Source organism: Amycolatopsis sp. NPDC104863, assembly GCF_055582965.1.
Window position 1 is genome coordinate 52846 of record NZ_JBVJOW010000009.1, and the last position, 13681, is coordinate 66526.

The window sequence follows — 13681 nt, forward strand, 5'->3', positions numbered from 1 at the left end:
GGACCCTAACCGCGTCGGGCCGGGAGCCCGCCCGAAACGGACTCATCGCGCACGGCGGAGCCGGTCTTCGACGCCGGCGCGGCGCAGCCGGCCGAATCCCGCGTGCGCCAGCCGTTCGCAGAGCCGGCCGACGTCCGCGGAGTCCGGGTGTTCGCGCAGGAACTGCTCGAGGTAGGGCTCGGCCTGGAGGTCCCAGTCGGCGGCCGGCCGGGCTTCGAGCTGCCAGTCGATCTCCCAGAGCGTCACGACCGAGCCGCTCGCGACCGCGACGTGCCGCCCGTCCGGCGTCACGCGCATCCCTGGCACGTGCCGGTCCTCGGAGCGCTCGGCGTGCACGATCGTCATCTTGTCGAGGTCGGCCACCAGCAGGGACCCGGCGGCCGTCGCGACGACCACGAACCTGCTGTCCGCCACGACATCGAGGGCCACCGGGTGATCCTCGACCTCGCCGGTGGGGATGGTGCCCAGGTGAGCGCCGTCGGCGAGTCGCCAGACACCGATCCCGGCCTCCGCGGTGACCACGAGCCGGGTGTGATCCGGGGTCACCCGGAAACGAGCGGGAAACCAGCCGTGGTCGGCGACATCCCGCACGGGCCGGGCGGTTTCGAGGTCCCAGATCCGGGTCGACGTCCGGAGGTCGCCTGGTGCGCTGGTCCACCCACAGGACACGAACCGGGTACCGGTCACGGCGAGTCCGGTGACACCGCCCGGATGGGCGTCCTCGATCCGGCGCACGAGCGATCCGCCGGTGACGTCGAAGATCTTGATGCTGCCGCTCCGGTCGCCCAGCACGAGCGTCGAGCCGTCGTGGGTGATCGCCCAGCACTCGATCCGGTGATCGTTCGGGCCCAGCCGGGCCCGCCGCGTGCCGGCGGGGAGTTCGAGCACGTCGGCCCATCGGACGTCCGGGTTGGTGACGAGCGCGCCGTCCGGGGTGAACGTCACGGCGGAGTGGCCGTGCGCGTCGGTCTCGATCGCCTGGTGCGGTTCGCCGCTGGGCAGGCCCCAGAGGTGGATCGTGCCGTAGTCGCCGACCGACGCGAGCAGGTCGCCCCGCGGGCTGATGGCGACGTCTTCGATGTCTCCCCGGTGGCCGCGCAGTGTGCGTACCGGCCGCATCGAGGCCACGCCGGTGCGGATGCCGCGGCGGAGCATCCGCTGCCACGCACTCGCGACCCGCGGTGTCTGGTTGTGCCCGGTCGTGGCCCGCGCGGTTTCGAGCAGGCGCAACGCCTCCGGGTAGCGCTCGGCGTCCAGGGCGGTTTCGGCCGCGTCGACCAGACGCGTGACCTCGGCGTCCAGCGCGCTCAGCTCGGCGTGGCCGCGGGTGCGGGCCAGCGTGAACTCGGCCGGGACCGGCGGCTGGTGCCGGAGTACGTGCACCGGGCGTTGCCCGCGGACGTGGGCGATCGTGTGGTCGTCGACGAACCCGGCAGCGGCGTCGGGTCCGCAGGGCGAGGTGCGCACGCACTTTCCCGAGTCGAGCTCCCAGATCCGCAGTGTCCCGCCGCCGACGGCCAGCACGTACCGCTCGTCCGGGCTCAGGTCGAGTTCCCCGGCCGACTCCCCGGTCACGGTCAGCACGCGTTCGCATCGCCCGGTCGTGACGTCCCAGACGCGCACGGTGCCGTCGTAGCCGGCCGAGACCAGCCGGTGTCCGTCGGCGGTGGCGCACAGCGCGGACACGGTGTTGGCGTGGCCGGTCAACCGCGCGAGGAACCGGCGCGCCGCCAGGTCGTACACGTACACGACGTCCGTGATGGCCGCTGCGACGACGTCGCGGCCGAGGTAGGCCACGGGTCTTCCTCCGGCGCGCATCTGCCCGAGCGGCGTCGGCGTGTACCAGGCGTCCGGTAGCTCGAACGACCGCATGACCCGGCCGGAGCCGAGTTTCCGTTCCTCGACCCGGCCGTCACGGTCGGTGAGCACGGCCCGGTCGCCACGCGGGGACAACGCCACGAGGGAAACGGGTCTGCTGTCGGGAGCGCGCAGCTGCCGGCGTTTGCGGCGGCGCAGGTCGTAGGCCACGACGGCGCCGTCGGCGTCCGAGGCGACGACCGTGCGGCCGTCGCGGGTGCACGTCACTTCCATGACCGGGGCTTCGCCGATGGGGAAGGCCGCGACCCAGTTCCGCGCCCGGACCGACCAGACCCGCACGGTCCGGGCCTCGTCGACGGCGAAGAGCAGGTCCCGTGCTCCGATCGGCCCGTGCCACCTCAGGTACACCCCCGGATCGACCTGAGGCTGGTCTTCCGACTCCGAGTCCGGCCCGCCGCGTTCCCGGTGCACACGCGTCAGCAGGTCGCTGTCTTCGCCGACGCGTTCGAGGTCCCGCACGAGCGCGTCGTCGGTCAGCTCGCCGGCGCGCCAGCGCAGCAGCCCCTCGTTGTGGACCACCTGCGGGTGGTCGGGATCGGTGGCGCGGGCCTGGGCGAGCAGCTCCCGGGCCCGCGGCTCGTCGCCGAGGTCGAGGTAGGACAGGGCCCGGTTGTTCAGCTCGCTGGCGAGCAGCTCGGCGGAGCGGGGCAGCGGCCGGGGATGCGGGCGGCCGGTCGTCCGCTCGTAGGCCGCCAGCAGCGGGGTCGCCAGCTCCACCATCGACGGCCGTTCGCCCGGGTCGCCACGCAGGCACGACGCCAGCACGAGCGCGACGTCCGCGGGCACGCCGGGGGCGTCACCATGCGGCCGGCCCGTGACGATGTCGGCCAGCGCCGTGCTCGCCACCGGCCCGACATACCAGGTGATCTCGCCCAGCAGCATCTCCAGCACGCTGACCGCGAGGCTCCACACGTCGCTGCGCCGCCCGACGCGGCGGCCGGAAAACTGCTCCGGGGAAGCGTAGGCCGGGGTCAGCCCGCCGACCGTGACCGCCAGCGTCGCCTCCCGCTGCTCCCGAGGCACCCGGACCGGCCCGTCGATCCGCTGCGCGCGGGCCAGGCCGAAGTCGGTGACCTTCGCGACGCCGCCGGCGGTGAGCAGGATGTTCCCCGGCTTCACGTCCTGGTGGACCATCCCGCGTTCGTGGGCGTGCGCGAGGCCGTGCGCGGCCTGGATCGCGATGTCCAGGATCCGGCCCAGCACCTCGGCGCGCGACCCCGCGTACAGCGTGCGGTCGAGGATCCGGTCGCGGACGGTGCCGCCGTCGAGGTACTCGACGAAGACCCGCGGCAGGCCGTCGATCACCCGGACGTAGTGGCATTCGCACAGGTGCGGGTGCAGGCCGAGGGACACCCAGGTCTCCGCCTCGCGGACGAACGCCGCCCGTGCGGCGTCGGTGAGCCGTTCGGGCAGCAGCGACTTGACCGCCAGGTCGGTGTGCCACGTCAGGTGCGTGACGCGGTGCACGACGCCCATGCCCCCGCGCCCGAGGACCTCGCGGACGGCGTAGGTGCCCGCGACGACGTCTCCGACGTCCCACTGCGCCATGCCGCTCAGCCGTCGTCCGGCTCGACGAGCGCGAGGTCGCGCGGGCCGATCGCGTTGGCGCCGAGCAGCACCGCGATCAGGTTGTGCTTGAGCAGCTCGCTCGGCGCCTCGGGGGTGACCAGCCCGGAGTGGCCGGTCGCCGAGAGGCGCAGCCGCAGGGCGTTCACCCGGTGCTCGATGACCTTGGCGGTGAACCCGCGGTCCGGGGCGGCGGCCGCCAGAACCTCTTCCGCGGCCCGCCAGGCGCGCGGCCGCGCGTAGGGCTCGTTGCGCAGGTACGGCTCGCCGATGGCGGCGATGACGAGCCGTTCGTCCGGGTCGAGGGTGATCTCGCCGGGGGTGAGGGTGATCGCCGCCGGGTCCGCCCGGAACCAGCCGTCCGGGCCCGCGACGGCGATCTCCACGACGTGGACGCGGTCCGAGGACCCGTCGACGACCAAGCTGGTGTACCCGGGCTGCAGGGCCACGGGATCGCCGTCGTGCCAGAGCCGCTGCCCGGTGCCGAGCCGCACTTCGCGCCGGCCGACGCGCCGGGCCGACCACCGCCCGCCCGCGCAGTGCAGCACCACGTGGCGGCGGCTCACCGCGCGGTCGCCCGCGCCGACGACGACGTGCACTTCGGCGGTGTTGCGGCCGACGAGGATCTCCCGGCCCTCCGCGGGCCCGACGGAGTAGGTGCTCTCGAGCGAGGTGAGCGCGATCGTGCCGGCGACAACGCCGCTCCGGGGTGGTTGCGTTTCCCAGTGGTGCACGATGACCATGGTTCCAGATTTCGGCCGGGAGCCCTCCCGGAGCGGCGGGGGAGACTGGCGAGGGAATTCGTCGTGCGAGGGGAGGCCGGCGTGGTCGACCGCGAGGGTGAGCTGCGGTTCCTGCTGGACCGGGTCGAGGACGAGCGTGCCCGTGGCCGCTCGAACCGGCGCCGTGGGGCCGGGAGGCTGGCGGGCTGGGCTCTCGCCGCCGCGGTTCCCCTGATCGCGATCACCGGCCTGGCCGACCCGGCCGTCATGGCGGCGCAGCCGTTCTGGACGGGTGCGGGGGTCGCGGTGGTGCTCGCTGTGGGCCAGGGGCTCGCCGACGTGCTGTTCGGCCGGCTGCGGGACCACGAGGAGGACGTCCGGCAGCTGCGGCTGGCGATCCGCCTGCACCGCAACCACGAACTGGCGGACTGGGAGGCCGACGGCGCCCGCGAGCGGCAGCGGCAGCTCGACGACCTCGACGACGCCCGCGACGACCGCCGCCGCGCCAAACGGCAGCTGACCGGCGCGGTCACCGCCGCCGTCGCGACCGGGAGTGCGTTGGCCGCGACCTTCGGCGTGCTCGGCGCGTCCTGGCCGGCGACGTGGGGCATGCGGCTGCTGGTCGTCGGCCTGACCTGCGGCGCGCTGATCGCCGTCGAAGTGGCGGCCGTGGTCACGACGAGGCGGCTTGCCGTCACGAAAACCAACCTCGTCCGGGCCCGGCGACGGCACCGCGACACGGCGTTGTACGAGGCGCTCCCCGCGCCGGGCACCGAGCCCGTCCACCTCGCGCCGATCAAGCCGGGCGGCTGGCCGTACGCCGTGGTCCCGGTGGCCATGGTGGGGCTCTTCGCGGCTCTCGCCTTCGCGCCCGGGCCCGATGTTCCCGTCGAACCGCTGCCCGCGGCCCAAGCCGTCTCGCCGGCGCCGACGCAGCTGGCCGGGCGGAAGGTCGGGGCCCCGGTGGACTGGGCGTCGGGAGTGGCCGTCACGCCGGACGGCAAACGCGTGTACGTGGGCAACTCCGGGCCCGCCGATCACCCCGACGCCGACGTCGCCGTGGTCGACCTGGGCACCGGGACGGTGACCGCGACCCTCCCGGTGGCACCGCGCCCGATGGCGCTGGCCCTCACCCGGGACGGCCGCCGCCTCGTCGTGGCGAGCACCGGCCCGGACAAGGCGCCGGCCGGGGCGCTGACCATCCTCGATCCGGTGGCGGCCAGGGTGCTCGCGACGGTCCGGCTCGCCGGGTCCCCGCTCGACGTCGCGGTGTCGGCCGACGGGCGCACGGCGTGGAGCGTGATCTCCGGCCCGAGCGAGTACGACAACGGCGCTCTGGTCGCGGTGGACATGGAGAAAGGCGTTGTCACGGCGACGATCCCGGTCGGGGTCAACCCGGACGGGATCGCCCTCGACGGCGATCGCGCGTATGTGGCCAACTTCGGGGAGAACACGGTGTCGGTTGTCGACACCGCCCGCCGCACGGTCGTGTCCACTGTGGATACCGGCGCGGGTCCGGGGAATCTGGTGGCCGATCCGGTGCGGCACACGGTGTGGGTGGCCGACCAGACCGAGCCCGACCCGCGCAGCGCGTTGACGACGATCGACACGGTCACCTTGAAGACCACGCCGGTCGACCTCGGCCCGCCGCCGCCCGGCGCCGGCGGGGCGACCGCGCTCGCCCTCACCCCGGACGGCCGCCGCCTGATCGTCAGCCGGTCCAGCCCGGCGATGGACCCGCTGCCGCTGCTGTACGTCGTCGACCCGGCGACCCGGCGCAGCACCGGGGTGATCACGATGCCGTACTCGTACCGCATCGCGGCGGCACCCGACAGCCATCACGCGATCACCGCCTCGGGCGATCTGTGGCTGCTCGACTTACCGTGACGTACCGGCCTGGAAGGAAAGACGATGCGGTCGAACCGGACCTCGGACGACGACCTGCGCGGGTACGCCGACGCCCGCGACGCCGCGCGCCGGGCCGCCGGCCTGGTGGGCACCTGGGTGGACCGGGGCACCTGGCGGGAGGTGATCACCGCGATGGACCGCGCCGACACCGACCTCGCCCGGTGTGACGACGCCTGGCTGCAGCTGCGTGCCGGGTACCTGGAGATGATGGCCGCGAACGCGAGCGGGTCCCGGCTCCGGCTGGAGCGCTGGGGCGAGTCGATCGCCGCGGCCTGCCGGTACCAGGGACCGGGCAGCGACACCGTGATCCGTATGCGGACGGCGTCGAAGGAGATCGCGCGGAACTCGGCGAAAGGGGAGTCGCGGCGGCTGGAGAAGGCCATCCGCCGGCGCCACGACGTGCGGACCGGACCCGACACCGACGGAGCCCGGTTCGCGTTCGCGAGTGTGCGGCTGGCCATGAAGTATCGCGAGCTGTTCATGGCCGACCAGGTCGCCGACGTGCTGGCCGAGGCGGTCGCGGCGGTGCCCGACGACGCCAAGCCGCTGGTGGCCCGCGATGCCGCGCAACGGTGCGCGGACGTCGGTCAGGTCGAAGCCGGCCGGGACCTCTACGAGATCTACTACGCCGCGGCGTCGCAAGAGGTGGCCGAGCGCGAGGACTTCGCCGCGCAGTGGGAAGGCGCCGCGATGCGGCATCGGATGGCGGAGTTCCACCTGATGAACGGCGAGGCCGCGCGCGCCGAGCCGCTGGTGCGCGCGGCGCTGGAGGCGCTGCCCGCCTTTCGCGACGACGCGCGCACTCGCCAGGAGGCGATGGCGTGGAGCTCGGTCCAGGACCAGTGCCGGTGCCTGCTGCCGGACTGCCTGCTCGTGCAGGGGCGCAGGAGCGAGGCAAGTACCGCCTACCAGGCTGCGTTCGCCGGTTACGCCGTGATCGCGCGCCCGACCACCGATGATCGCCGGGTTGCGTCGTTGCTGCACAACGCCGTGGTCTATACGAGTCAGGAATGGCCGAGCGCGGCGTGACTCAGCCCGCTCGCCGGTAGGCCGCAAGCCGGATCCGCAGGTCGCTCACCACGGACGATTCGATCGAGACGGTGTAGACAGGTCGATAGTCGGCGTCGCCGGTCTCGCGGCGCACGGCCCAGTCACGTAGACGAAGCCGTAATCATGGTGGTGCGCTGTCCGGTGGTACCGCCTGGTCCTGATCGGCGGGCATGAGGCGGTCTCCGGGGAGGAAGCCGTCGCAGGACAGTGGTTTCGGCGATGCCCGACCGCGGTCCGGCTGGTGTTCCGCCGGTGTCACGCACACCCCCACGACGTGCGTGACACCGGCGGAACGATCTCCGTCACCTGCTGGTGCGCCTCTGGCTGAGCAGGTCCGCGCCGAGCGCGGTCAGCCGGTGCACCACCGCGGACCCCGCTCGTTCGGTGGTGATCAGCCCCGCCGAACGGAGGATCGTCGCGTGGTAGCTCGCCGCCGAGGCCGTGGTGCCCAGCCGGCGGCTCAGCTCCGTCGTCGTGCAGCCGCCCGCCAGCGAGCGCAGGGCGGTCGCCCGGGTGGTGCCGAGCAGATCGGCCAGCGCGACCGGATCCGCCGGTTCGCCTGCGGCCGGCTTCTCCGGCGCGCGCATCGCCGGAAACACCAGCACCGGGGGCAGCGTGGGGTCGGCCAAGACCGTCGGGACGTCCCGGCAGAAGTACGCGGGCACCAGGCGCAGCCCGCGCCCGTGCAGGTCGAGCTCGCCGGACACGTGGTCGCCGGCCAGCTCCAGCACGTGGTCCCGCCAGGTCAGAGCCGGGTGCAGTGAGCCGAGGAGGCTGTCGGTGCCCTGCGTCACCAGGACTCGCGTCCGCGCCGCGACTTCGTCGTCGACCACCTTCTCGATCTGCTGCCGGTGCGGGGCCAGCGCCTGGCGGTGGTACTCGGCGAGGCCGGTGGCGAGGTCGGCCAGCTCGTGCCGGTCGCCGGCTGCCAGCAGGCGGGCCCACGGCGGCGGCGTTTGCCGGCCGCTCAGGTGGGCTAGCTCGGCCGCCAGGCGCCGGGCTGGTGTGCGGCGGAGGGCCTCGAGCCCGGGCGTCAGCCCGTCCTCGGCTTCGCCGGGGGTGAGGAAGTCGGGGGAGTAGCCGCGAGGCGGGGCCAGCCGGGCGAGCGCCCGGACCTTGGTGCCGGTCGCGACGCCGGCCCGCCAGCGGGCGAGGTGCGGGTCGGGCCGGTCGGCCTGCAGCGCGTGCAGGCTCAGCAGGACTTCCCACAGCGGATCCGGTCGGGGAGCCAAGGTCACGCGGGTGAGGTCCGCGATGGAGAAGCGGATGCGCAGCATGGCACCTTTCCGGGAGATCGGGAGGGAGCCGGCGGGCGTGGTCGGTAGCCGGCGCGGCGGGCGGCTCGATCATGTGCGGCACCACGGCGGATGGGAAGGGCCCGGGGGTTGCCTCTTCGTCGATGAGCCCGGGAAACAGCCCCTGGCCAGCGGACGGGCGGTGGTTCCGCCGTCGCCGTCCGGAGGCCTGCCAGGACCGGCCCGCACCGCAACCGTTGTGACGTCCGTTGAAAGGAGTACCGGCGCGGGGCCGCGGTCCGGCACGCTGCACGCCGTGAAGCGCATTCTTTGCCTGTTGCTCGGCACCCTGCTCGTAACCTGCGCGGCACCCGCCACCGCGACCGCGGCCACGCTCGTCACCACGGGCCGCGGCGGGTCGAACTACGACTTCTACCGGCTGGACCACGACGAGGGCGGGTGCGACCGGGAGCCGTACGGCGTGATCAAGAGCTACGACCTGGCCCCGGCCACGATCGCCGCCCAGCTGAGGCAGATGTACGCCGCCGGGCAGCGGCGGCTGCGGCTGGGCCTGTTCCACCGGCACGGCCAGGAGTCCGGCACGGTGATGGATTCGAGCGGCGGGAACCTGTCCGCCACGAACCGCCGGAACCTGGCCGACCTGCTGGCCGCGGTCAAGGCCGCCGGGTTCGAGGAGATCGAGCTGGGGTTCTTCCCGATCGGCGCCGCCGACCCGCACGGCTGGACGGCGTGGGACGAGCCGCAGTACCAGGAGAACCGACAGCTCATCGGCAACGTCCGCGCCATCGTCGCGCGGTCCGGTCTCCCGTACCGGCTGGACCTGCTCAACGAGGGCATGCCGATGAGTGACCAGCCGCTGCTCCTGCAGTACACGCACCGTTTGTGGGCCGACTACACCGCCGCCTACGGCAAGGGCGACACCGTGGGCTTCTCGATGACGGTGTGGGTCGCGGGGCGCGCCCGGCAGATCCCGGACGTCTACGGCGGTGACGTGCCGAACCTTTTCGACATCCACCTCTACGGTGACGACTGGAACGGCGACGAGTACCGCCAATTCGTCGACGCGCACGCGGAACTGGCGAGCCACGGTTACCACCAGGGCTGGATCATCGGCGAGGCGTACTTCGACGACGACACCGCCGCGGCCGGCATCGCCCGGGCGATCGCGGACACCGGCCAGGTGGTGTTCTACCTGACCCAGTGGCAGCTGAGCCGCCAGGACGCATGTCACGACAAGACCGTGGACGTCGCCCCGCCGGTGGATTTCGGCCACTACTCCGCAGCGGGTTTCTGACGCCGGCGGTCCCCGCCGGTGACTTTCCCACCCGGCTCCGCAGCTCCGCTAGCCTGGGCGAGGCCACCGAGGACGGTGGCCTCGCCGGGACGGGGCCGGCGGTGAAGAGGCGGTCGCCGACGGCGAGGGTGGGATCCGGGCAACTGTGGCTGAGCAGGACTTTCGGACCTCCGCCCGGGCGTCGTTCGGGCGTGAACTGCGCCGGATCCGCACGACGCGGGGCCTGTCGCTGGCGAGGCTGGCGGAGGTCACGCACTACAGCAAGGGCTACCTGAGCAAGATCGAGACGGGAGCGAAGCGGGCGTCGGCCGAGCTGGCCCGGCGCCTCGACGACGTCCTGGACGCCGGCGGGCACCTCGTCCGGGTCCTGGCCGCCGGACAGCCCCCGGTGGTCGCCGACGTCTGCCCGTACCGCGGGCTGGCCGCGTTCGAGGAGACCGATGCCCGGTGGTTCTTCGGCCGGGAGGAGACGACCGAGGAGATCCTGCGGACGGCCGCCGGCGCGCTCGGCAACGGCCGCCCGGTCGTCCTGGTCGGGCCTTCGGGCGTCGGCAAGTCATCACTGGTGCACGCGGCGCTGCTGCCCGCGCTCGCCCGGGACGCCCTGCCCGGCTCGGCGGGCTGGCCGGTGCTGACCATGACCCCGACGGCGGACCCGGGCGCCGAGCTCGCCCGCCGCGCCGGACTCGTGCCCGCCACCGCGGCCGAACGGATCGTGGTCGTCGTCGATCAGTTCGAAGAGCTGTTCACGCTGTGCGCGGACGAGGCCGAGCGAGCCGCGTTCGTCCGCGTGCTCGGCGGGATCGCGGCGACCGGCCGGGCACTCGTCGTACTGGCCATCCGCGCGGACTTCTACGACCGCTGCCTGAACCACCCGGATCTGCTCGAAGCGTTGCGCACCAACCAGGTCACGGTCGGCCCGATGACCGGGGCGCAGCTGCGGGCCGCGATCTCGCGGCCGGCCGAGCTGGCCGGGCTGACACTGGAACCGGGTCTCGTCGACGTGCTGCTCGCCGAGGTCGGGCGAGGTGCGCTGCCGCTGCTCTCGCACGCCTTGCTGACCACCTGGCAGGAACGCGAGGGCGCCACCCTGACCGTGGCGGGTTACCGCCGGACCGGCGGCATCGGCAACGCGGTCGCCGAGACGGCGGAACGCGCCTACGCGGCGCTGCCCAGAGAAGCCGGGGACGCGGCGCGCGCGTTGCTGCTGCACCTGGTGCGCGTCGGTGATCAGGAGCAGGACGCACGCCGTCCGGCCGACCGGGCGATGCTGCGCCGGCAGCTACCCGACCCGGACGAGGTCCAGACCGCCGTGGAGGCGCTCGCCGCCGCCCGCCTGCTCACCGTCGACGCGGAGACGGTGACCATCGCGCACGAAGCCTTGCTGCACGCGTGGCCGCGGCTGCACGACTGGATCGAGTCCGACCGGTCGGGACTGCGGCTGCACCAGCAGCTGCGGGAGGCCGCCGAAGCGTGGGACCGCGAACTGCGCGACCCGAGCCTGCTCTACCGCGGACCTCGGCTGGAGCTCGCGTCGGGCTGGGCCGCCGGGCACCGCGGCCGGCTCGGCGAAGTGGAGCGCGCCTTCCTGGCCGCCGCGCGCGCCCAGGAGGCCGCCGGCCGGATGGCCGCCCGGCGGCGGACCCGGCGGCTGCGGCGGCTGGTCGCCGGGCTCACGGCGATGAGCTTGCTCGCGGTCATCGCCACGGTCGTCGCCGTCGAGCAGAGCGGCGCCGCGACCCGCCAGCGCGACCTCGCGATCTCCCGGGCGGTCGCCGGGGAGGCGAACGACCTGCGTCCCACCGACCCGGCACTCGCGACGCGGCTGAGCCTGGCCGCCTACCGGATCGCCGACACCCCGGAAGCGCGCAGCGCCGTGCTCGCGTCCTCCGGTTCCACCCCGGTCCGGCAGCAGCCGGCCGCCCACCGGTACACCCTCACCCGGATCGACGCGACCCCCGACGGACGTACCGTTGTCACCTCCGGTGACGAAGGCACGGTCCGGATCTGGTCGGTGACCCCGGCGGACGCGCTGGCCCCGGTCGCGATCATTCCGGGGCCGGCCATGACCGCGACGTTCGCCCTCGCCGGTTCCCTGCTGGCGACCACCGGGGAGGCCGGCAGCACCCGGCTGTGGCGGCTGGGTCCGAACCCGGTACCCGTGGGCGAGGTTCCGCACGGACCGCCGGTCGAAGCCGCCGCGTTCGGTGACGGCGGGAAACTGCTGGCCCTGGGCCTCGCCGACGGCGGTATCGCGCTGTGGGACACCACCGACCCGGCGAAGCCGGCCGCGCTCGGAACGCTGGCCGGGCACACCGGCAAGGTGGTCAGCCTCGCCTTCGCGCCGCACGCGCGGCTGCTGCTCAGCGGCGCGGAGGACTTCACCGCCCGGCTGTGGGACCTGACCGGTCCGGCCCGCACCGGGGTGGTCCTGGATCGCAAGCGTGCGGCGGTCCGGTCGGTCGCGTTCGCCCCGGACGGCCACGCCGTCATCGGCAGCGACGACCTCACCGCTGACCTGTGGGCACCGGACGGCCCGGCACGGCTGATCCGCGTCGGTCCGCTCGACCAGCACACGGCCACCGTGCACCATTTCACGTTCAGCGCGGACAGCCGGAGCATCGCCGCGGTCGGCGACGACCAGACCGTGCGGCTGTGGAACACCGACGGCACCGCGATCACCACGCTGCACCAGCCCGGACCCGCACGCGGCGCCGCGTTCGCCGACGGCGGGCGCCTGCTGGTCACCGGCGACGACACGGGCAACCTCTGGCTCTGGCGCCTGCCGGCGCGGATGTTCTCCCGCGCTGCCGGAATCGACTCCCTCGCGTACCGCCCGGGCACCGACACCCTGGCGATGGGCGAGGAGGACGGGACGGTGGAGCTGCGTTCCGGCGACACGTTCACCCGGCTCCGCGCGGGTGACCAGCCGGTCCGCGCGATCGAGTTCAGCCGCGACGGAGCTCTGCTCGCCACCGCGGGGGAGGACGGGACCGTCCGGCTCTGGAACGCGGCCGGACCGGCGCCGCTGGCGACCTTCAAGCCCGGCGACACCCAGCTCGAGGCGCTCGCGCTGGATCCGGCGGCACACGTGCTCGCCGTCGGCGGCGACAGCCGGGTGATCACCCTCTGGTCGATCGCCGACCCGCGGGCGCCGGTGTTGCTGAGCCGGCTGACCGGACACGGGAACACCGTGCGGGGGCTCGCGTTCTCCCCGGACGGGCGGACGCTCGCCAGCGGGGGCGACGACTACGCCGTCCGGCTGTGGGACGTGCGCGACCCGGCCCACCCCGGCCAGGGAGAGAAGCTGTCCTGGCAGGCCAACGCGGTCAACACCGTGGCCTTCTCGCCCGACGGGCGGATGCTGGCGACCGGCGGGGACGACCACACCGCCCGGGTGTGGGACCTCACCGGTCGGGAGCCGGCCTACTTCTCCATCCTGACCCAGGCCGGTTCCGTGCAGAAGGCCGCCTTCAGCCCGGACGGCCACCAGCTCGCGACCGTCGCCGAGGACCACACCGCGCGGTTGTGGGACCTCGCCGATCCCCGGCACCCGACACCCACGGCGACGTTCACCGGTGACACCGACACCGTCGGCGCACTCGCCTTCGATCCCGGCGGGGGATGGCTGGCCACCGGCAGCGCCGACCGCTCCGTGCGGTTCTGGCAGACCCGCCCGGCCGAGGCCGCCGCCCGGATCTGCGAGCTCTCCGGGCCGGCCTTGTCAGCCCAGGAGTGGGACCAGTACGTCGGCGCCGCGCCCTACCGCACGCTCTGCTGACACCCACCTCTGTCCATAAAGGACGAAATGCTCCGACGGCCTTTCGACGTGGGTAGAAAGGCTTGGGAGAGCGCCGCCGCACCCGTTAGCGTCGGCCGCGCCGGTCCCCTGTCCGGGGGACCGGCGCGCGCATTCGCTTAGGGGGCAGCGGTGTTCGGAGCGAGACGTGCCGCGTGGAAGCACGCGGGCCGGGTCTGCTTGGTCCTTCTCCTGGTCGCCGCGGTGA

At 73.8% G+C, this 13681-nt stretch carries 7 protein-coding genes; 4 read left to right on the forward strand and 3 right to left on the reverse strand.

Going from position 1 to position 13681, the window contains the following annotated elements:
* Nucleotides 1–42: 42 nt before the first annotated feature.
* Both ACZ63J_RS38935 and ACZ63J_RS38940 read right to left on the reverse strand, forming a co-directional pair.
* Nucleotides 43–3426: a protein kinase domain-containing protein gene (locus tag ACZ63J_RS38935; protein ID WP_465407668.1), complete on the reverse strand. Its 3384-nt coding sequence runs from the start codon at nucleotides 3424–3426 to the stop codon at nucleotides 43–45.
* A 5-nt stretch (nucleotides 3427–3431) separates the two neighbouring features.
* A complete protein-coding gene (locus ACZ63J_RS38940; protein WP_465407670.1) occupies nucleotides 3432–4187 on the reverse strand; it encodes an FHA domain-containing protein in 756 nt (251 codons plus the stop codon).
* A 63-nt stretch (nucleotides 4188–4250) separates the two neighbouring features.
* Between ACZ63J_RS38940 and ACZ63J_RS38945 the strand changes: the two genes are divergently transcribed.
* Nucleotides 4251–6053, forward strand: coding sequence for a YncE family protein (locus ACZ63J_RS38945; protein WP_465407672.1), 1803 nt, complete (start codon nucleotides 4251–4253; stop codon nucleotides 6051–6053).
* 24 nt (nucleotides 6054–6077) lie between these two features.
* Nucleotides 6078–7103: a hypothetical protein gene (locus ACZ63J_RS38950; RefSeq protein ID WP_465407673.1), complete on the forward strand. Its 1026-nt coding sequence runs from the start codon at nucleotides 6078–6080 to the stop codon at nucleotides 7101–7103.
* Nucleotides 7104–7426: 323 nt separating this feature from the next.
* Here the strand turns inward: ACZ63J_RS38950 and ACZ63J_RS38955 are convergent, their stop codons facing one another.
* Nucleotides 7427–8401 (reverse strand): ArsR/SmtB family transcription factor, encoded by a 975-nt coding sequence (locus ACZ63J_RS38955; protein WP_465407675.1) that lies wholly within the window; start codon nucleotides 8399–8401, stop codon nucleotides 7427–7429.
* A gap of 274 nt (nucleotides 8402–8675) precedes the next feature.
* Between ACZ63J_RS38955 and ACZ63J_RS38960 the strand changes: the two genes are divergently transcribed.
* A complete protein-coding gene (locus ACZ63J_RS38960) occupies nucleotides 8676–9674 on the forward strand; it encodes a hypothetical protein (protein WP_465407676.1) in 999 nt (332 codons plus the stop codon).
* A 145-nt stretch (nucleotides 9675–9819) separates the two neighbouring features.
* Nucleotides 9820–13455 carry an nSTAND1 domain-containing NTPase gene (locus ACZ63J_RS38965; RefSeq protein ID WP_465407678.1) on the forward strand — a complete coding sequence of 1212 codons (3636 nt, stop codon included), beginning with the start codon at nucleotides 9820–9822 and terminating at the stop codon, nucleotides 13453–13455.
* Nucleotides 13456–13681: the final 226 nt, after the last annotated feature.